General features: G+C 61.3%; 20 protein-coding genes. 14 read left to right on the forward strand and 6 right to left on the reverse strand.

Features of this window, described 5'->3' with window-relative positions; all coding sequences use genetic code 11:
- Positions 1-188 precede the first annotated feature (188 nt).
- Positions 189-656 (forward strand): VUT family protein, encoded by a 468-nt coding sequence (locus tag NR164_RS29010; protein WP_256823589.1) that lies wholly within the window; start codon positions 189-191, stop codon positions 654-656.
- A gap of 69 nt (positions 657-725) precedes the next feature.
- Complete coding sequence (gene purT, locus NR164_RS29015; RefSeq protein ID WP_026139924.1) at positions 726-1,907, forward strand: formate-dependent phosphoribosylglycinamide formyltransferase; 1,182 nt, start codon at positions 726-728, stop codon at positions 1,905-1,907.
- 107 nt (positions 1,908-2,014) lie between these two features.
- Here purT and NR164_RS29020 read toward each other — a convergent pair whose 3' ends face one another.
- The 3 genes from NR164_RS29020 to NR164_RS29030 form a co-directional block, all read right to left on the reverse strand.
- The gene (locus NR164_RS29020; RefSeq protein ID WP_017846139.1) at positions 2,015-3,325 is read right to left on the reverse strand and encodes an MFS transporter; all 1,311 of its coding nucleotides are present in this window, start codon (positions 3,323-3,325) and stop codon (positions 2,015-2,017) included.
- 271 nt (positions 3,326-3,596) lie between these two features.
- Positions 3,597-4,835, reverse strand: coding sequence for a transporter associated domain-containing protein (locus NR164_RS29025; RefSeq protein WP_046382198.1), 1,239 nt, complete (start codon positions 4,833-4,835; stop codon positions 3,597-3,599).
- Positions 4,836-4,847: 12 nt separating this feature from the next.
- Positions 4,848-5,660, reverse strand: coding sequence for an inner membrane protein YpjD (locus NR164_RS29030; protein WP_026139922.1), 813 nt, complete (start codon positions 5,658-5,660; stop codon positions 4,848-4,850).
- A gap of 219 nt (positions 5,661-5,879) precedes the next feature.
- Here NR164_RS29030 and ffh point away from each other — a divergent pair, with 219 nt between their 5' ends.
- The 9 genes from ffh to thrC all read left to right on the forward strand — a co-directional run bounded on the left by ffh (position 5,880) and on the right by thrC (position 14,371).
- Positions 5,880-7,256 carry a signal recognition particle protein gene (gene ffh / locus NR164_RS29035; RefSeq protein WP_017846136.1) on the forward strand — a complete coding sequence of 459 codons (1,377 nt, stop codon included), beginning with the start codon at positions 5,880-5,882 and terminating at the stop codon, positions 7,254-7,256.
- A gap of 251 nt (positions 7,257-7,507) precedes the next feature.
- Entirely contained in the window at positions 7,508-7,759 is a 252-nt protein-coding gene (gene rpsP, locus NR164_RS29040) for a 30S ribosomal protein S16 (RefSeq protein WP_003175899.1), read from the forward strand.
- Between the two features lie 5 nt (positions 7,760-7,764).
- Positions 7,765-8,301, forward strand: a complete 537-nt coding sequence (rimM, locus tag NR164_RS29045) for a ribosome maturation factor RimM (RefSeq protein ID WP_008014731.1) — start codon at positions 7,765-7,767, stop codon at positions 8,299-8,301.
- Complete coding sequence (gene trmD / locus NR164_RS29050; RefSeq protein ID WP_169864091.1) at positions 8,283-9,056, forward strand: tRNA (guanosine(37)-N1)-methyltransferase TrmD; 774 nt, start codon at positions 8,283-8,285, stop codon at positions 9,054-9,056. Before rimM ends, trmD begins: the two co-directional genes overlap by 19 nt.
- A gap of 45 nt (positions 9,057-9,101) precedes the next feature.
- Complete coding sequence (gene rplS / locus NR164_RS29055; RefSeq protein ID WP_003175895.1) at positions 9,102-9,452, forward strand: 50S ribosomal protein L19; 351 nt, start codon at positions 9,102-9,104, stop codon at positions 9,450-9,452.
- A 223-nt stretch (positions 9,453-9,675) separates the two neighbouring features.
- Positions 9,676-10,572: a site-specific tyrosine recombinase XerD gene (gene xerD, locus NR164_RS29060; protein WP_017846134.1), complete on the forward strand. Its 897-nt coding sequence runs from the start codon at positions 9,676-9,678 to the stop codon at positions 10,570-10,572.
- 156 nt (positions 10,573-10,728) lie between these two features.
- Positions 10,729-11,460, forward strand: coding sequence for a thioredoxin fold domain-containing protein (locus tag NR164_RS29065; protein ID WP_003175893.1), 732 nt, complete (start codon positions 10,729-10,731; stop codon positions 11,458-11,460).
- 129 nt (positions 11,461-11,589) lie between these two features.
- Positions 11,590-12,894, forward strand: coding sequence for a homoserine dehydrogenase (locus tag NR164_RS29070; protein ID WP_017846133.1), 1,305 nt, complete (start codon positions 11,590-11,592; stop codon positions 12,892-12,894).
- A 67-nt stretch (positions 12,895-12,961) separates the two neighbouring features.
- Positions 12,962-14,371: a threonine synthase gene (gene thrC / locus NR164_RS29075; RefSeq protein ID WP_046382201.1), complete on the forward strand. Its 1,410-nt coding sequence runs from the start codon at positions 12,962-12,964 to the stop codon at positions 14,369-14,371.
- 97 nt (positions 14,372-14,468) lie between these two features.
- On the opposite strand, the gene NR164_RS29080 is transcribed toward thrC, so the two are convergent.
- Positions 14,469-14,690, reverse strand: a complete 222-nt coding sequence (locus tag NR164_RS29080) for a hypothetical protein (protein ID WP_017846131.1) — start codon at positions 14,688-14,690, stop codon at positions 14,469-14,471.
- A 313-nt stretch (positions 14,691-15,003) separates the two neighbouring features.
- Between NR164_RS29080 and NR164_RS29085 the strand changes: the two genes are divergently transcribed.
- Positions 15,004-15,288, forward strand: a complete 285-nt coding sequence (locus tag NR164_RS29085) for a DUF3509 domain-containing protein (protein ID WP_017846130.1) — start codon at positions 15,004-15,006, stop codon at positions 15,286-15,288.
- A gap of 170 nt (positions 15,289-15,458) precedes the next feature.
- On the opposite strand, the gene NR164_RS29090 is transcribed toward NR164_RS29085, so the two are convergent.
- Positions 15,459-16,328, reverse strand: coding sequence for a TIGR02285 family protein (locus NR164_RS29090; protein WP_177032145.1), 870 nt, complete (start codon positions 16,326-16,328; stop codon positions 15,459-15,461).
- A gap of 16 nt (positions 16,329-16,344) precedes the next feature.
- Entirely contained in the window at positions 16,345-17,544 is a 1,200-nt protein-coding gene (locus NR164_RS29095) for a CaiB/BaiF CoA-transferase family protein (protein WP_046382203.1), read from the reverse strand.
- A 148-nt stretch (positions 17,545-17,692) separates the two neighbouring features.
- On the opposite strand from NR164_RS29095, the gene NR164_RS29100 reads away from it, so the two are divergent.
- Together NR164_RS29100 and recJ are read left to right on the forward strand one after the other, a co-directional pair.
- Positions 17,693-18,235 (forward strand): YaeQ family protein, encoded by a 543-nt coding sequence (locus tag NR164_RS29100; protein ID WP_017846127.1) that lies wholly within the window; start codon positions 17,693-17,695, stop codon positions 18,233-18,235.
- 57 nt (positions 18,236-18,292) lie between these two features.
- A complete protein-coding gene (recJ, locus tag NR164_RS29105; RefSeq protein WP_046487044.1) occupies positions 18,293-20,002 on the forward strand; it encodes a single-stranded-DNA-specific exonuclease RecJ in 1,710 nt (569 codons plus the stop codon).
- Positions 20,003-20,059 lie beyond the last annotated feature (57 nt).

Raw genomic sequence — 20,059 nt, forward strand, 5'->3', positions numbered from 1 at the left:
CTCCGGTTTCAAACGTAAAGGATGTCTCCGGTCTGTACCGGGGCAAGCCCCCTCCCACATTCGACCGCGTTTAAACTGTAGGAACGCGGTCAAAATGTGGGAGGGGGCTCGCCCCCGATGGCGCCATCCCAGACGACATCCCTGTAATTGTGTACCCTGTGCGGCATTACCCACAGGTCCATCCCCCCATGCTCTTCCTGATCGCCTACATCAGCAGCGTCGTGCTGATCAACTTCGCCTTCTCCACCGCGCCGCACCTGGATGTGATCTGGTCCGCCTGGGGCGGCCTGGTGTTTATCCTGCGCGACATGGTGCAAACCCGCTTCGGCCACGGCGCGATCCTTGCCATGCTGGCGGCGCTGGCGCTGTCGTATATCACCTCCGACCCGTCCATCGCGCTGGCCAGCGCCACTGCGTTCGCGGTGTCCGAGTGCATTGACTGGCTGGTGTTCAGCATTACCAAGCGCCCGCTCCACGATCGCCTGTGGATAAGTTCGGCGCTGAGCATTCCCCTCGATACCTTTATCTTTCTCGGCTTGATCGGCGCGCTTACGCCTGCCGTGGTGGGCACCGCGCTGGCGTCGAAATTCGCCGGGGTCACCGCGGTCTGGCTGATCATGGCCTGGCGTATCCGCAAACGTGCCATCGCCAACTGAAGCCAATCTGTGCAGTTCATGTAAAATGCCGGCCTTTCTCCCCATGATCCGCTCCCCTGAGGACCTGAGATGACCCGAATCGGAACTCCATTGTCGCCAACCGCGACCCGCGTTTTGCTGTGTGGCTGCGGTGAGCTGGGCAAGGAAGTGGTAATCGAACTGCAACGCCTGGGCGTTGAAGTGATTGCCGTGGATCGCTACGCCAACGCGCCGGCGATGCAGGTGGCTCATCGCAGCCATGTGATCAACATGCTCGACGGCGCGGCCCTGCGTGCGGTGATCGAGGCGGAAAAACCGCACTTCATCGTGCCGGAAATCGAAGCCATCGCCACCGCCACCCTGGTGGAGCTGGAGGCCGAAGGCTTCACCGTGATCCCGACCGCGCGCGCCGCGTCGCTGACCATGAACCGCGAAGGCATCCGGCGCCTGGCCGCCGAAGAGCTGGACCTGCCGACCTCGCCGTACCACTTCGCCGATACCTTCGAAGACTACAGCAAGGCCGTGCAAGACCTGGGCTTCCCGTGTGTGGTCAAGCCGGTGATGAGTTCGTCGGGCAAGGGCCAGAGCCTGCTGCGCAGTGCCGACGACGTGCAGAAAGCCTGGGATTACGCTCAGGAAGGCGGGCGTGCCGGCAAGGGCCGGGTGATCATCGAAGGCTTTATCGACTTCGACTACGAAATCACCCTGCTGACCGTGCGCCACATCGGCGGCACGACCTTCTGTGCGCCGGTCGGCCACCGTCAGGAGAAAGGCGATTACCAGGAATCCTGGCAGCCTCAGGCCATGAGCCCGATTGCCCTGGCGGAATCCGAGCGCGTGGCCAAGGCCGTCACGGAATCCCTGGGCGGCCGCGGCCTGTTTGGCGTGGAGTTGTTCATCAAGGGCGATCAGGTGTGGTTCAGCGAAGTGTCGCCACGCCCGCATGACACCGGCCTGGTCACCTTGATTTCCCAGGACCTGTCGCAGTTCGCCCTGCACGCGCGCGCCATCCTGGGCCTGCCGATCCCATTGATCCGTCAGTTCGGGCCTTCGGCGTCGGCGGTGATCCTGGTGGAAGGGCAATCGACCCAGACCGCTTTCGCCAACCTCGGCGCGGCCCTGAGCGAGCCGGACACGGCGTTGCGTCTGTTCGGTAAGCCGGAAGTCAACGGCCAGCGCCGCATGGGCGTGGCGTTGGCGCGGGATGAGTCGATTGAAGCGGCTCGCGCCAAGGCGACCCGTGCGGCTCAGGCGGTTGTTGTAGAGCTCTAAACCGCGTCGTGCCTATCGGGGGCAAGCCCCCTCCCACACTTAACCGCGTTTAATCTGTAGGAATGCGGTCAAAATGTGGGAGGGGGCTTGCCCCCGATAGCGATCTATCAGGCAACCTTGTTCAAATCGTTATCCCGCGTCTCTTTCAAGCACAGCACCGCAATCAAGCTCAGCAACGCTGCCGCCGACACATACCCGCCGACATAACTCAGCCCGCCCATCGCCACCAGCTTGGTCGCGAAGAACGGTGCCGCCGACGCGCCGACGATCCCACCCAGGTTATACGCCGCCGAAGCGCCGGTATAACGCACGCGGGTCGGGAACAGTTCCGGCAGCAGCGCGCCCATTGGGGCGAAGGTCACACCCATCAGGAACAGCTCCAGGGCCAGGAACAGCGCCACGGCCCAGGTCGAACCGTGGGTCAGCAACGGCTCCATGGTGAAACCCGACAGAATCGCCAGCAGCGCACCGACAATCAGCACCGGCTTGCGCCCGAATCGATCGCTGGCCAAGGCTGCCAGCGGCGTCGCCAGGCCCATGAACAACACGGCAAAACACAGCAAACCGAGGAATGTCTCGCGGCTGTAGCCCAGGGTCGAAACGCCGTAGCTCAGGGAAAACGCCGTGGTGATATAGAACAGCGCATAACACACCACCATCGACGCGGCACCCAGCAGCACCGGCAGCCAATGCTGGCTGAACAGTTCCACCAACGGCACTTTTACCGGCGCTTCCTTCGCTACCGCACTGGCGAATACCGGGGTTTCATGCAGCTTCAGCCGCGCATACAGGCCGACCATCACCAGCGCCGCGCTGAGGATGAACGGGATGCGCCAGCCCCAACTGCGGAACTGCTCGTCGTTCAGGTTCATGGCCAGGATCAGGAACAGGCCGTTGGCCGCCAGGAAGCCAATCGAAGGACCGAGTTGCGGGAACATGCCGAACCACGCGCGTTTGCCCTTCGGCGCGTTCTCGGTGGCGAGCAGCGCCGCACCGCCCCATTCCCCGCCCAGCCCCAGGCCTTGGCCGAAACGCAGCACGCACAACAGAATCGGTGCCCAGGCGCCGATGCTGTCATACCCCGGCAGCAAGCCGATCAGCGTGGTACACACCCCCATCAGCAGCAGCGAAGCCACCAGCGTCGATTTGCGGCCGATACGGTCGCCAAAGTGGCCGAACAGCGCCGAACCCAGCGGGCGGGCGATGAACGCGATGCCGAAGGTCAGGAACGACGCGAGCATCTGCGCCGTGCCGGAGGTCTGCGGGAAGAACACCGGGCCGATCACCAGCGCGGCCGCAGTGGCATAGATATAGAAGTCGTAGAACTCGATGGCCGTGCCGACGATGCTGGCGGTGGCGACGCGGGCGGTCGAGTTGGTCGGGGCGGCGGTCGCAGCCTCGTTATAGGTGGTGCTCATGGCGGTATCCCTGAGGGGCAGTGCGCGTTTGGACGCGGATTATTATTGGTCGAACACCCATGGATCAGGGTTGTGGGCGGAGCGGCTCGGGATGAGAGCGGACACCGGTCGTACAGGGCAAGGCAGTGCCTGGACGCGGTCCGTGCGGATAGCACGCGGTCGGGCGCGGCTTGGGTAAGCCGACCCGATTATAGGAAGGGGGTTGCGCATCCAACAAGGGGGAAAATCTGATCGTCTGCACACAGTGGATCAGTGTGTTCCGTCAGCGAGGCTACGTGGCAACCGGCACGCGGCTGGTGTGCCAGATCAGCACCTTGCTCACGCGGTTGTCTTCGGTCTCGAGGATTTCCAGGCGGTAGCGGCCGATCTTCAGGCACACCGCGCAATCGGGAATGGTTTCCAGCGCTTCGGTCACCAGGCCGTTGAGGGTCTTGGGCCCGTCGCTGGGCAGGTGCCAGGCCAGGCTCTTGTTCAATTCGCGGATCGAGGCGGTGCCGTCGACGATGTAGCGGCCGTCCGGTTGCGCTTCGATATGCGGGTTGTCGGCACTTTGTTCGCTTTCGAATTCGCCGACGATTTCTTCGAGAATGTCTTCCAGGGTGACGATGCCCAGCACTTCGCCATACTCGTCCACCACCATGCCCAGGCGCCGCTGTTGCTTGTGGAAGTTCAGCAGTTGCAGTTGCAGGGGCGTGCTTTCCGGGACGAAGTAGGGTTCGTAGCAGGCCTCGAGCAAGGTCTCCTTGGTCAGGCTGGCATCCGGTAGCAGGTGCTGGATCAGCCGGGTGTTGAGCACGGCTTCGACTTGGTTGATGTCGCTGTGGAACACCGGCAGGCGGGTGCGCTGGGAGTTGCGCAGTTGCTCGAGGATCGCGTCGAGCGAGTCGTCCAGGTTGATGCCGTCCACTTCGCTGCGCGGCACCAGGATGTCGTTGACGGTGATGTTGTCCAGCGCGTGGATACCGGGCATGCCGGGCGTGCGACGTTCATCTCCCTCTGGCTCGGGTTCGTCATCATGGTCGGGCTGCGGGTCGTCGCTTTTTTTCACCATGCCCGGCGGGCGGGCAAAGGGGCGCAGCAACAGCAGGCTGATGCCATTGAGCAGCCAGGCGAGGGGGTAGATAATTTTCAGCGGCACGCCCAGCAGGGCATTGCCGAAGCCCAGCACCGCTTGCGGATGGCGGGTGGCCAGGGCGCGCGGCAGGTAATCGGCCAGCACCAGCAGGATCGAGCAAGAGACCAGCCAGCCCAGCCACGCGCCGTTTTGCGCCCAGGCATAGATCGCCAGCAGGGTGCAAAGGATCACCACGCCAGCACGGCACAGGGTGTTGCAGAGGATCATGCTGTGGCGTGGGAAGTGCAGGCGGGCGGCGGCTTTGTCGCCCTGGCGGGTACCGGGGCGCAGGGCCAGCAGGTGCTGTTGTGCGGCTTCGATGGCGGTAAACAGCGCCGCCCACAAAATCAGCAAGGCGATTACCGCGAGCATCGGCCCTAAGGGCAAGTTGTCCATGATCGCTGCCCGTCAGATATGCAGGATGTATTCGCGAACCAGCTTGCTGCCGAAATAGGCCAGCATCAGCAGGCAGAAACCGGCCAGGGTCCAGCGGATCGCCTTGTGCCCGCGCCAGCCAAGGCGGTTGCGGCCCCACAGCAGCACACTGAACACCACCCACGCCAGGCACGCCAGCAGGGTTTTATGCACCAGGTGCTGGGCGAACAGGTTCTCGACGAACAGCCAGCCAGAGATCAGCGACAGCGACAGCAGCGTCCAGCCGGCCCACAGGAAGCTGAACAGCAGGCTTTCCATGGTTTGCAGCGGCGGGAAGTTCTTGATCAGGCCCGACGGATGCTTGTGCTTGAGCTGATGGTCCTGCACGAGCAGGAGCAACGCCTGGAACACCGCGATGGTGAACATGCCGTAGGCCAGGATCGACAGCAGGATATGCGCAAGGATGCCCGGCTCTTCGTCGATCACCTGCACCGTGCCGGTGGGGGCGAATTGCGCCAGCAGCACCGTCAGCATGCCCAGGGGGAATAGCAGCACCAGCAGGTTTTCCACCGGGATGCGTGCGCAGGCGATCAGCGTGAGGGCGATCACTGCGGCGGCGATCAGGCTGGCGGCGCTGAAAAAATCCAGGCCCAGGCCGACCGGCGTCATCAAGTGGGTGAACAGGCTCGCGGCATGGGCGAGCAGGGCGAGCACGCCAAGGCCTGCCAGCAGGCGAGTGTCGGCCTTGGCGCCTTGCGCCAGGCGAGTGCCTTGGTAGAGGGTCGCAGCGGCATATAAAAAGGCGGCGGCGAGACTGGGTAGCAAACTGGGTGACAAAGGGAGCATAAATCCTGTTAGGCAAGCCCGAAAGGCGCTGAGTTTGGCATACACCTGCGTTCCACGAAAGACTTCAGGGCCAGACAGCGGGTGTGCATGGGCGCAGTCTTCGCTATAATCCGCGACCTGCCCACGCCGCAGGCTCGCCGAGCGCTGTTTTTAATAGCGATTTATCACAGCCTGGGCCGCCATTACCTCGGTCTACCATAGGGCCTGAAAGGATCGCGCATGTTTGAAAACTTGACTGACCGTCTCTCGCAGACGCTGCGCCATGTAACCGGCAAGGCCAAGCTGACCGAGGACAATATCAAAGACACCCTGCGTGAAGTACGCATGGCGTTGCTGGAAGCCGACGTGGCCTTGCCTGTGGTCAAGGACTTCGTCAACTCGGTCAAGGAGCGCGCGGTCGGCACCGAAGTGTCCCGCAGCCTGACGCCGGGCCAGGCTTTTGTGAAGATCGTCCAGGCCGAGCTCGAAAGCCTGATGGGCGCGGCCAACGAAGACCTGAACCTCAGCGCCGTGCCGCCGGCCGTCGTGCTGATGGCCGGTCTGCAAGGTGCGGGTAAGACCACCACCGCCGGCAAGCTGGCGCGCTTCCTTAAAGAGCGCAAGAAAAAAACCGTGATGGTGGTGTCGGCCGACGTATACCGTCCGGCGGCCATCAAGCAGCTGGAAATGCTCGCGGGCGAAGTGGGCGTGACCTTCTTCCCGTCCGACCTGAGCCAGAAGCCGGTCGACATCGCCAACGCGGCGATCAAAGAAGCCAGGCTGAAGTTCATCGACGTGGTCATCGTCGATACCGCCGGTCGCCTGCACATCGACGAAGAGATGATGGGCGAGATCAAGGCGCTGCATGCCGCGATCAACCCGGTCGAGACGCTGTTCGTGGTCGACGCCATGACCGGCCAGGATGCGGCCAACACCGCCAAGGCCTTTGGTGACGCACTGCCGCTGACCGGCGTGATCCTGACCAAGGTCGACGGCGACGCCCGTGGCGGTGCCGCGCTGTCGGTGCGCGCCATCACCGGCAAGCCGATCAAATTCATCGGTATGGGCGAGAAGAGCGACGCGCTCGAACCGTTCCACCCTGAACGTATCGCTTCGCGTATCCTCGGCATGGGCGACGTGCTCAGCCTGATCGAGCAGGCCGAAGCGACGCTCGACAAGGACAAGGCCGATAAACTGGCCAAGAAACTGAAGAAGGGCAAGGGCTTCGACCTCGAAGACTTCCGCGATCAGTTGCAACAAATGAAGAACATGGGCGGCCTCGGCGGCCTGATGGACAAGCTGCCGAACATCGGCGGTGTGAACCTGGCGCAAATGGGCAATGCCCAGGGCGCGGCAGAGAAGCAGTTCAAGCAGATGGAAGCCATCATCAACTCCATGACCCCGGCCGAGCGCCGCGACCCTGAGCTGATCAGCGGTTCGCGCAAGCGTCGGATCGCCATGGGCTCCGGCACCCAGGTGCAGGACATCGGTCGCTTGATCAAGCAGCACAAGCAGATGCAGAAGATGATGAAGAAATTCTCCGCCAAGGGCGGAATGGCCAAGATGATGCGCGGCATGGGCGGTATGTTGCCCGGCGGCGGCATGCCGAAAATGTAAAGTATTCGAGCGGGAGCATGCTCCTGCTCCGACCCGCAGGGATGTGGGATCTCCAGCAAACCCGCCGTCTGGCGGGAGCTGACTTGCCGTTTTAACCGACGGCTCTATAGCAGATCTGAATGGCACGCTGATAGGCGCCAGAAAAAGACATTTGCAAAAGTCCGGATATTCCTTAGAATATGCGGCCTTTCGGGCACCTATGCCCGCTGTGCATTTAGATTTGCAGCACCGACTACAGGAACGATGTTCACATGCTAACAATCCGTCTTGCCCTTGGCGGCTCCAAAAAGCGCCCGTTTTACCACTTGACCGTAACCGACAGCCGCAACCCGCGTGACGGTTCGCACAAGGAACAGGTTGGTTTCTTCAACCCTGTTGCTCGTGGTCAAGAAGTTCGTCTGTCCGTGAACCAAGAGCGCGTAGCCTACTGGCTGAGCGTTGGTGCACAGCCTTCCGAGCGTGTTGCCAAGTTGTTGAAGGACTCGGCTAAGGCCGCAGCCTGAGCAATATGAACGCGACGCCAGCTGTTGCTGATGATTTGATCGTTATCGGCAAGATTTACTCTGTTCATGGCGTTCGCGGCGAAGTGAAGGTGTATTCCTTTACTGATCCGACTGAAAACCTGTTGCAGTACAAAACCTGGACGCTCAAGCGCGAGGGGAATGTGAAACAGGTCGAGCTGGTCAGTGGACGCGGGAACGATAAGTTCCTGGTCGCAAAGCTCAAGGGTCTTGATGATCGTGAAGAAGCTCGTCTTCTGGCCGGTTATGAGATCTGCGTGCCGCGCAACCTGTTCCCTGAATTGACCGACGGCGAGTACTACTGGTACCAGCTGGAAGGTCTGAAGGTTATTGATCAACTCGGGCAATTGCTCGGGAAAATCGATCATCTTCTGGAAACCGGCGCCAATGATGTAATGGTGGTCAAGCCTTGCGCTGGCAGCCTGGATGATCGCGAACGCCTGTTGCCCTATACCGAGCAATGCGTGTTGGCCGTCGACCTGGCCGCGGGCGAGATGAAGGTGGAATGGGACGCGGACTTCTAAGCGTGGCTAATTTGCGCATTGAAGTGATCAGTTTGTTTCCCGAGATGTTCTCCGCCATCAGCGAGTACGGCATCACCAGTCGGGCGGTGAAACAGGGGCTCTTGCAGCTCACCTGTTGGAACCCGCGAGACTACACGACGGATCGACATCACACTGTGGACGATCGCCCATTTGGCGGTGGCCCGGGCATGGTGATGAAGATCAAGCCCCTGGAAGACGCGTTGGCTCAGGCCAAGGCTGCCGCCGGGGAGAAGGCGAAGGTAATTTACCTGTCCCCTCAAGGCCGTCAGCTGAAACAGGCGGCGGTACGCGAACTGGCGAATGAGGAAGCACTGATCCTGATTGCCGGTCGCTATGAAGGCATTGACGAGCGTTTCATTGAAGCTCATGTCGATGAAGAGTGGTCGATTGGGGACTATGTCCTGTCTGGCGGTGAGCTGCCGGCGATGGTCCTGATAGATGCGGTTACACGACTGCTGCCTGGAGCTTTAGGGCATGCGGACTCCGCGGAGGAAGATTCCTTCACGGATGGTTTGCTGGATTGCCCGCACTACACCCGACCGGAGGTGTATGCGGATCAGCGTGTTCCCGACGTATTGCTAAGTGGCAATCACGCACACATCCGGCGTTGGCGTTTACAGCAGTCCCTTGGTCGGACCTATGAACGACGCGCCGATCTTCTGGAAAGCCGCTCGCTTTCTGGAGAAGAGAAGAAGCTGCTCGAGGAATACATCCTCGCGCGGGACGATAGTTAACAACGTATCGATGGTAGGTCCATTGACTTACCTTAGGAGCACAGCATGACTAACAAAATCATCCTTGCACTCGAAGCAGAGCAGATGACCAAAGAGATCCCTACCTTTGCCCCGGGCGACACCATTGTCGTTCAGGTGAAAGTGAAGGAAGGCGACCGTTCGCGTCTGCAAGCGTTCGAAGGCGTGGTAATCGCCAAGCGTAACCGTGGTGTGAACAGTGCTTTCACTGTTCGTAAAATCTCCAACGGTGTTGGCGTAGAGCGTACTTTCCAGACCTACAGCCCGCAAATCGACAGCATGGCTGTTAAGCGTCGCGGTGACGTGCGTAAAGCCAAGCTGTACTACCTGCGTGACCTGTCCGGTAAAGCAGCTCGCATCAAGGAAAAACTGGCTTAAGTCCAGCTTCCCGATGCAGAAAAAAAGCAGCCTGCGGGCTGCTTTTTTTGTGCCTGGGATTTATTGACGGGGCCGGGTCGGCGGCGCGCCTATCGCAGGCGGGCCAGCTTGCACACTTGATCATTAGTGGTCATGAAATCGATGCACGACACAAATCCAATGTGGGAGCCGACTTGCCTGCGATAGGATCTACCAGACACCTCCGTCATCTGCCTGAGCCCCCATGCCCGCCATCGACCACCCTCTGATTGACCGCTTCCTCGACGCCCTCTGGCTGGAAAAAGGCCTGTCGGACAACACCCGCCAGGCCTACCGCAGCGATCTGGCGCTGTTCAACGGCTGGCTGCAGGAAAAAAACCTCGAGCTGATCAATGCCGGCCGTGAGTTGATCCTCGATCACCTGGCCTGGCGCCTGGAGCAGAACTACAAGCCGCGCTCCACAGCGCGCTTCCTTTCCGGTGTGCGTGGCTTTTATCGCTACCTGCTGCGGGAAAAGCTCATTGCCCTCGACCCGACGTTACAGGTCGACATGCCGCAATTGGGTCGGCCGTTGCCCAAATCCTTGTCGGAAGCCGATGTCGACGCCTTGCTCGCCGCCCCGGACTTGAGCGAAGCCATCGGCCAGCGCGACCGTGCCATGCTCGAAGTGCTGTACGCCTGCGGCCTGCGGGTGACCGAGCTGATCAGCCTGACCCTCGAGCAAGTCAACCTGCGCCAGGGCGTGCTGCGGGTGATGGGCAAGGGCAGCAAGGAGCGGCTGGTGCCGATGGGCGAAGAAGCGATTGTGTGGGTCGAGCGCTACATGCGCGATGCGCGCGGCGAACTGCTCGGTGGGCGCCCCAGCGATGTGCTGTTCCCCAGCCAGCGCGGTGAGCAGATGACCCGCCAGACTTTCTGGCATCGCATCAAGCACCAGGCCAAGGTGGCGGGGATCGGTAAGAGCCTGTCGCCGCATACCCTGCGCCATGCATTTGCCACGCATTTGCTCAACCACGGCGCGGATTTGCGCGTGGTGCAAATGCTCCTTGGCCACAGCGACTTATCCACAACCCAGATCTACACCCATGTGGCACGGGCGCGCTTGCAGGATATGCACGCCAAGCACCATCCGCGAGGCTGAAACCCGCCAAATTATCCCGCCACGGGCTGCCCTGCGGCCCAACTGTGGTAGGCTTTGCCGGTTAGCAAAGGGGACGGCGTGACTTGTGATTACAGTGCCGTGTTTCCAGATCGGTGTTCGACACACCCGTCCCTGCATCTGCCTTCAGGAGTTCCCATGCGCTTGACCCAGATTATTGCCGCCGCAGCCATTGCGTTGGTTTCCACCTTTGCCGTCGCCGATGACGCTGCCGAGCAGACTATTCGCAAGAGCCTGGCCAACCTGCAACTCGACACACCGATCGAAAGCATCAGTGCCAGCCCGATGGCCGGTCTGTACGAAGTCAAGCTCAAGGGCAGCCGCGTGTTGTATGCCAGTGCCGACGGCCAGTACATTGTCCAGGGCTACCTGTTCCAGTTGAAGGACGGTAAGCCGGTCAACCTGACCGAGAAAGCCGAGCGCCTGGGCGTGTCCAAGCTGATCAACGGCATTCCGGTTGCAGAAACCGTGGTCTACCCGGCCATCGGCGAGACCAAGACGCACATCACCGTGTTCACCGACACCACCTGCCCGTACTGCCACAAGCTGCACGCCGAAGTGCCGGCGCTGAACAAGCTCGGTGTGGAAGTGCGCTATGTCGCGTTCCCGCGTCAGGGCCTCGGTTCGCCGGGCGACGAGCAGTTGCAGGCGGTCTGGTGCTCGGCCGACAAGAAAGCGGCGATGGACAAGATGGTCGACGGCAAGGAAATCAAAGCGGCCAAGTGCGCCAATCCGGTTTCCAAGCAGTTCGCCCTGGGCCAGTCCATTGGTGTGAACGGTACACCGGCCATCGTTTTGGCTGACGGCCAGGTGATTCCGGGCTATCAGCCGGCACCGCAAGTTGCCAAACTGGCGCTGAGTGCCAAATAAACCAGCATCGTCGAACCTTTGACGATCATGGCCCTTCGATAAGTCGATGGGCCATTAATTGAAAGCCGCGGTTGTGCGGCTGTTTTCCACGGCCGACCTTGCGTCGGCCGTTTCATGGGGAGTTCTTCAGTGAAACCGGTCAAAGTAGGCATCTGTGGGTTAGGGACCGTCGGTGGCGGCACCTTCAACGTACTTCAGCGTAATGCTGAAGAAATTTCCCGCCGTGCAGGGCGCGGGATTGAAGTGGCGCAAATTGCCACGCGTTCGCCAAAGCCTCAGTTCGAAACGACCGGTATTGCGATTACCAACGATGTCTTCGCCGTGGCGACCAACCCAGAAATCGATATCGTCATCGAGCTGGTGGGCGGCTATACCATTGCCCGCGAGCTGGTGCTCAAGGCGATCGAAAACGGCAAGCACGTGGTCACCGCCAACAAGGCGCTGATCGCCGTCCACGGCAACGAGATCTTCGCCAAGGCGCGTGAGAAGGGCGTGATCGTCGCGTTCGAAGCCGCGGTGGCCGGTGGTATCCCGGTGATCAAGGCGATCCGTGAAGGCCTGTCCGCCAACCGCATCAACTGGGTGGCCGGCATCATCAATGGCACCGGTAACTTCATCCTCACCGAAATGCGCGAGAAGGGCCGCACCTTCGAAGACGTGCTGGCCGAAGCCCAGGCCCTGGGTTACGCCGAAGCCGACCCGACCTTCGACGTTGAAGGCATCGACGCGGCGCACAAACTGACCATCCTTGCGTCCATTGCCTTTGGCATCCCGCTGCAGTTCGACAAGGCCTACACCGAAGGCATCACCCAGCTGACCACTGCCGACGTGAATTACGCCGAAGCCCTGGGCTATCGCATCAAGCACCTGGGCGTGGCGCGCTGCACCGCGGCCGGTATCGAGTTGCGCGTACACCCGACGCTGATCCCGGCCGACCGCCTGATCGCCAACGTCAATGGCGTGATGAACGCCGTGATGGTCAACGGTGACGCCGCCGGTTCGACCCTGTTCTACGGTGCCGGCGCCGGTATGGAACCGACCGCTTCGTCGGTGATCGCCGACTTGGTGGACGTGGTTCGCGCCATGACCAGCGACCCGGAAAACCGCGTGCCGCACCTGGCCTTCCAGCCGGATTCGCTGTCGGCCCACCCGATCCTGCCGATCGAGGCGTGCGAAAGCGCCTACTACCTGCGCATCCAGGCCAAGGATCATCCGGGCGTACTGGCCCAGGTTGCCAGCATCCTGTCGGAACGTGGCATCAACATCGAGTCGATCATGCAGAAGGAAGTCGAGGAGCAGAACGGCCAGGTGCCGATGATCCTGCTGACTCACCGCGTGCTCGAGCAGCACATCAACGATGCCATCAAAGCCCTGGAAGCCTTGCAAGGCGTAGTGGGCCCGGTGGTACGGATTCGCGTCGAACACCTGAACTAACCGATTTGTTCCAGGGGCCCCGTGTGATCGGCGGCCCCTGTTCGAGAATGTTTTAGAGGAGCCAGTCATGCGTTACATCAGCACCCGCGGCCAGGCACCGGCCCTGAATTTCGAAGACGTCCTGTTGGCAGGCCTTGCCACCGACGGCGGCCTGTACGTGCCGGAAAACCTGCCACGCTTCACCCAGGAAGAAATCGCTTCCTGGGCCGGCCTGCCGTATCACGAACTGGCGTTCCGGGTGATGCGCCCGTTCGTCACCGGCAGCATTCCGGATGCGGATTTCAAAAAGATCCTGGAAGAGACCTACGGCGTGTTTTCCCACAACGCCATCGCGCCTCTGCGCCAACTGAATGGCAATGAGTGGGTTTTGGAGCTGTTCCATGGCCCGACCCTGGCGTTCAAGGACTTCGCTCTGCAACTGCTGGGGCGCCTGCTCGATTACGTGCTGGAGAAGCGCGGCGAGCGCGTGGTGATCATCGGCGCCACTTCCGGTGATACCGGCTCGGCGGCCATCGAAGGCTGCAAGCACTGCGAAAACGTCGACATCTTCATCCTGCACCCGCACAAGCGCGTGTCGGAAGTACAGCGTCGGCAGATGACCACCATCTTCGGTGAAAACATCCACAACATCGCTATCGAAGGCAACTTCGACGACTGCCAGGAAATGGTCAAGAACAGCTTCGCTGACCAGAGCTTCCTCAAGGGCACGCGCCTGGTTGCGGTGAACTCGATCAACTGGGCGCGGATCATGGCCCAGATCGTCTACTACTTCCACGCCGCGCTGCAGCTGGGCGGGCCGGCGCGTTCGGTGTCGTTCTCGGTGCCGACCGGCAACTTCGGCGACATCTTCGCCGGCTACCTGGCGCGCAACATGGGCCTGCCGATCAATCAGTTGATCGTCGCCACCAACCGCAACGACATCCTGCACCGCTTCATGAGCGGCAACCAGTACGTCAAGGAAACCCTGCACGCCACCTTGTCGCCGTCGATGGACATCATGGTGTCGTCGAACTTCGAACGCCTGCTGTTCGACATGCACGGCCGCAACGGTGCGGCGATTGCCGGCTTGATGGACACCTTCAAAAGCGGTGGCGGTTTCAGTGTCGATGAAGAGCGCTGGACCGAAACCCGCAAGCTGTTCGACTCCCTGGCCGTGGACGATGCACAGACCTGCGAAACCATCGCAGAAGTCTATGCCCAGACCGGCGAACTGCTCGACCCGCACACCGCTATCGGCGTGAGGGCTGCACGCGAATGCCGTCGCAGCCTGGATATCCCGATGGTGATCCTCGGCACCGCGCACCCGGTCAAATTCCCGGAAGCGGTGGAGAAGGCCGGCGTTGGCAAGGCGCTGGAGTTGCCGGAGCATCTGTCCGACCTGTTCGAGCGTGAAGAGCGTTGCACCGTGCTGCCGAATGACCTGAAGGCGATGCAGGCGTTTGTCAGCCAGCATGGCAATCGCGGTAAGCCGCTGTAAGGCAAACTGCCGGCGCCCTGGCGCAGACAAAAACGCCGCTTTCCCTTCCGTGGGTCAGCGGCGTTTTTCGTTTCAGGCAGGCCCGGGTTGCTGAGCGTTATGAGAGTAGTTTCTGCGCCACGACAATCACGGTGCCGACAGCGGCGTAGAAACCCGTGGCGATACCCACGGGGTACCAGAAAGTCTCACAGGTTATCTTCAAGGACTCTGCGTTGAGCTTGCCTCGCTCGGCATGCATGCGTGAAATCTCGGCATAGATGCGAGATACGTCAGCATGCATCTTCTCCATCGACGCTTGTTGTTCGTTGTGTTCCACCATCATGTTCATCCTTAGCAATAAGGGCCTTTGACATGCACTTCTAGCTGCGTGACAGCGTGATCAGCGCTTACCAAATATAGGGTTCACCCTCCGCCGCGTTGCAGGGCGAACCCCGAAACGGCCGCCCATTGCGTAAGCAGTTATGTGCGGCCGTTTTTTCGTTGTCATGTTGCAAGCGCATGCTGGATCAAGTCACTCCCTGACGGCTCCATAAACACGAAAAAGCGAACTTTCCTACGTTACAAACAGTCACTTAGGAGAGAGGCAACCCCCATTGAAACGATTGTTCCCGAACTATTGAGTGGTGATCGAAATGGAAAGTATCAGCCTATTGCTCGAAGAAGCGCTGAGCCCTTATCAGGTTACGCTGACCACCGCTGGTGTGCAGGGCGAGTGCCTGGTAACCGTAAAGAACCCTGCTGGTGCCATCGTGGTCGAGCGTGAAGTCGACCGGGCGCAACTGACCGACAAGCGCGTCCTGGTGGATGTCGTGGATTGCTTGCTGCGCGATCTGAAAATCGCCGAAGGGCGCCTGGAGCCCTCGGTCATCGCTGCCTTGCGCAATGCGGCCCAGACCCGCAGCAGCGCCCTCGCATGAAGAATTGTTTATCCGCGGAAACTTCCTACGGCGTGGCCGGTCAGATTTAGTAACAGCAAGAGCAGACATTGTGCTCCGGTGTTTGTGACTTGCTGTACTGGTCTTTGTAGGCCACGTTTAACCCCGAAGTGTCTCCCCACTCTTCGGGGTTTCTTTTTGCCCGCGATTTATCACGGGGTGGGCACTTCTTCATAGAATCGCGAATGGTCCAGCAGGTATTGCTCGCGCAGGGCCGGGTCGAGCCATGACGCGTAGGAACGCAGCAACTGCGCCTGCGGCAGGTTGCCCAGCAACTGGTTGATACGCGCCATGACCTCGCGCCCCTCGGGCGTATCCGAACAACCGATATGGATGTGCTGATAGGGCGCGGTGCCGGCAATCGGATAGAACGCCAGCCCTTCGGGATCGATGCCTTGCCGCAATGCGTGATAGCGAATTTCGGTCCAGTAACCCAGTACGCCTTCCAGGCGTCCCAGGCGCTGCATTTGCAGCAGGCTGCCCAAGGCGTCGGTGCCGTAGTGCATCACTCGATTGTGCGTGTCGCCTTGCTGCAGCATGCCGTCGATGAATGGCCCGTAGCTGCGCTCGGCGATGATGCCCAGGCGTGTGCTCTTGTCCCGTAGCATCGCGTCCAGGTCGACCTTGCCTTGCACGATAAAGGGCGCCAGGACTTCACGGTTTTGCTGGCGGACGACCACGCCATTGCTCACCACGGGAAACGCCTGGCCGGAATACACAATCCATTGGGTCCGCTCCGGCGTCCACAGCAGGGTAGGGTCGCAGGTGAGGGAGGGCGCCTGGAGCATCTGCATGCCCCGCGCACGGTTGACGTGCTGGACCTGGTGCTGATACTCCGGCAGGTGCTCCATCAGCATCGGCAACAATTCGTCGATGGCGCCCTGGCCTTTTTGCGGGCCTTCGAAGATCGTCAGCGGCGGCAGGTCGCGAACCAGCCAGATCAAGGTCTGCGCCGCCTGGGTAGGTAGCGGCAATAGCGCCAGCAAGGGCGCGCACAGGTGCAATAGCCAGCGGCGAGTCATTATCTTGAACGCGCCATCAGATCGCCCCTTGCTCACGTAAGCGGATGATGGCCGCCGCGTCATAGCCCAGCTCACCGAGTACCACGCTGTTGTGTTCGCCCAGTTGCGGCCCCACCCACTCGCAACTGCCAGGGGTGTCGGAGAGCTTGGGCACGATGCCTGGCATCTTGAAGTCCTTGCCGTCGGGCAGTTGCGCCTTGAGGAACATTTCCCGCGCCAGGAATTGCGGGTCCCCGAGCATGTCTTCGGCGCTATAGATGCGGCTGGCCGGCACCTCGGCCTTGTTGAGCTGCTCGACCACCTGTTCCAGCGGCAGCGAATTGACCCAGCGATCAATCACGCCATACAGCTCGTCGCGGCGCTCGTCACGCCCGTCATTGCTGGCCAATTGCGGGTCGTTGGCCAGATCCTCACGGCCGATGGCGGACATGAAGCGCTTGAAGATCGCATCGCCGTTGGCGCCGATCTGCACATGCTTGCCGTCCGCGCTGGTGTGGATCGAGGACGGTGTGATGCCGGGCATGATGTTGCCGGTGCGTTCGCGGATGAACCCGAACACATCGAACTCCGGGATCATGCTTTCCATCATGGCGAAGATGGCCTCATACAGTGCCACATCCACCACCTGGCCCAGCCCGCCGTTGACCTCGCGGTGACGCAACGCCATCAGCGCGCCGATCACCGCCCACAGGGCGGCAATGGAGTCACCGATGGAAATCCCGGTGCGTACCGGCGGGCGGTCTTCAAAACCGGTGATGTAACGCAGCCCGCCCATCGATTCGCCGACCGCGCCAAACCCCGGCTGGTCTTTCATCGGGCCGGTCTGGCCAAAGCCCGAGAGGCGCACCATCACCAGCTTGGGGTTCAGCGCGTGCAGGGTGTCCCAGCTCAGGCCGAGCTTTTCCAGGACGCCGGGGCGGAAGTTCTCGATCAGGATGTCGGCGTCCGCCAGCAACTGCTTGAGGATGGCCAGGCCGTCGGGGTGCTTGAGGTTCAGCGTCAGTGATTTTTTGTTGCGCGCCTGCACGAACCACCACAGCGAGGTGCCTTCGTACAGCTTGCGCCATTTGCGCAGCGGGTCGCCGCCGTCCGGGGATTCGACCTTGATCACTTCGGCGCCGAATTCGGCGCAGATGCGTGAAGCGAACGGGCCGGCGATCAGGGTGCCGAGTTCGATGACTTTCAGGCCGGCAAGCGGTTTGGCGTTAAACGACATGAGGAACCTTTCATACGCAGCACAGTGGTGTAATGCCTTTTAACATAGGCGAGTCGCGCAGGGATAAGGATGATGCAGCGCAGGATTCGTTGAATAGCCCTACCATCGGTTAGACTGCCCGCCTTTCCCTGTCTCTAGAAGCCCGTTCATGGCCCAGCCGTCCACGACCTACAAGTTCGAACTCAACCTCACCGACCTCGATCGCTCGGTGTACGAGAGCGTCAAACAGACCATTGCCCGCCACCCTTCGGAAACCGAAGAGCGCATGACCGTGCGTCTGCTGGCCTACGCCCTTTGGTACAGCGAGCAGCTGTCGTTTGGCCGTGGTCTGTCAGATGTAGACGAGCCAGCCCTGTGGGAAAAAAGTCTGGATGATCGGGTTTTGCACTGGATCGAAGTCGGCCAGCCCGATGCCGACCGCCTGACCTGGTGCTCGCGTCGTGCCGAGCGTACCAGTCTGCTGGCTTACGGCAGCCTGCGCGTGTGGGAAGGCAAGGTGATTCCGGTGGCGAAAACCCTGAAGAACGTCCACATCGCCGCCGTGCCGCAGGAAGTCCTCGAGACCCTGGCCAAGGACATGCCCCGCGTGATCAAGTGGGACGTGATGATCAGTGAAGGCACGATCTTCGTCACCGATGATCGTGGCCAGCATGAAGTGCAACTGCAATGGCTGATCGGCGAGCGCGGTTGAGCTAGCGCTTGTAGCTTGCCGCTAATATTTCCCCTACAGAGAATTTCCCAGCGTCCCATGCGTATCGATCCCCGCCCTTTGCCTGCTGTCCTGCCGTTTCTCGGTGACTTGCCACCGCTGTTGACCCGCCTCTACGCCGCGCGCGGGGTGCGCTCGGAGGCTGAGCTGGACAAGAGCCTGGCGCGGTTGATCCCTTATCAGCAGCTCAAGGGCATCGACGCCGCGGTAGACCTGCTGGTGACGGCCTTGGAGCAACGCCAGCGCATCCTGATCGTCGGCGACTTCGACGCCGATGGCGCCACTGCCAGTACGGTGGGCACCCTGGGCCTGCGCTTGCTCGGTGCGGCCCATGTCGATTACCTGGTGCCCAACCGTTTCGAATACGGCTACGGCCTGACGCCAGAAATAGTCGCCGTAGCGCTGCAGCGCGAGCCGCAGTTGCTGATCACCGTGGATAACGGCATCTCCAGCGTCGAAGGCGTGGCGGCAGCGAAGGCGGCGGGGCTCAAGGTGCTGGTGACCGACCACCACTTGCCGGGGGATGAGTTGCCGGCGGCGGATGCCATCGTCAACCCGAACCAGCCCGGCTGTGAGTTTCCGAGCAAGGCGTTGGCCGGGGTCGGGGTGATCTTTTATGTCTTGATGGCCCTGCGTGCCCGTTTGCGCAGCCTGGGTTGGTACGAGAACACGCAGCAGCCGAACATTGGCGAGTTGCTTGACCTGGTCGCCCTGGGCAGCGTCGCCGACGTGGTGCCGCTGGACGCCAATAACCGCATCCTGGTCCACCAGGGCCTCGAGCGTATCCGTGCCGGTCGCGCGCGGCCGGGGATCAAGGCGATCCTCGAAGTGGCCAAGCGTGACCACGCTCGCCTCACGTCCACTGACCTCGGGTTTATCCTCGGGCCACGGCTCAATGCCGCCGGGCGCCTGGACGATATGAGTCTGGGCATCGAATGCCTGCTCACCACGGATTTCGCCGCTGCACGGGAAATGGCCGCGCAACTGGACGGCATGAACCAGGACCGCAAATCCATCGAACAAGGCATGCAGCGCGAGGCCCTGGCCCAGCTCAAGGACTTGCCGCTGGAGTCGATGCCGTATGGCTTGTGCCTGTTCGACCCGGAGTGGCACCAAGGTGTGATCGGGATCCTGGCGTCGCGCATGAAAGAGCGCTATTTCCGTCCGACCATCGCCTTTGCCGACGCCGGTGATGGCCTGCTCAAGGGCTCAGGCCGCTCGGTGCAGGGCTTTCACATCCGCGATGCGCTGGCGGTGGTGGCGAGCCAGCATCCCAACCTGATCAGCAAATACGGCGGTCACGCCATGGCGGCCGGCCTGACATTGCCCGAGGCGAATTTCCCGTTGTTTGCCCAGGCCTTCGATGCCGAAGTGCGTCGGCAACTGCGCGAAGAAGACTTGACCGGCCGGCTATTGTCCGACGGCACCCTGGCGGTGGAAGAGTTTCACCTGGAGCTGGCGCGCGCGCTGCGGCATGCCGGCCCCTGGGGGCAGCACTTCCCCGAGCCGTTGTTTCACGGGGTGTTTCAGTTGGTCGAGCAGCGTGTGGTGGGGGAGCGGCACCTGAAAGTGGTGCTCAAGAGCGAATGCGGCTCCGTGAAGCTCGATGGCATTGCGTTTGGGGTTGACCGTGAGGTCTGGCCGAACCCGACCGTGCGTTGGGTGGAGTTGGCCTACAAGCTGGATGTGAACGAGTTCCGTGGGCAGGAAACCGTGCAGTTGATGATTGCGCATATCGAGCCGCGCTAGTTCCAACCCCAATGTTGGAGGGGGCTTGCCCCCGATAGCGGTATGACTGACCTATCG

This window comes from Pseudomonas sp. Pse79, from assembly GCF_024519615.1.
In the GTDB taxonomy this organism is placed as follows: domain Bacteria; phylum Pseudomonadota; class Gammaproteobacteria; order Pseudomonadales; family Pseudomonadaceae; genus Aquipseudomonas; species Aquipseudomonas veronii.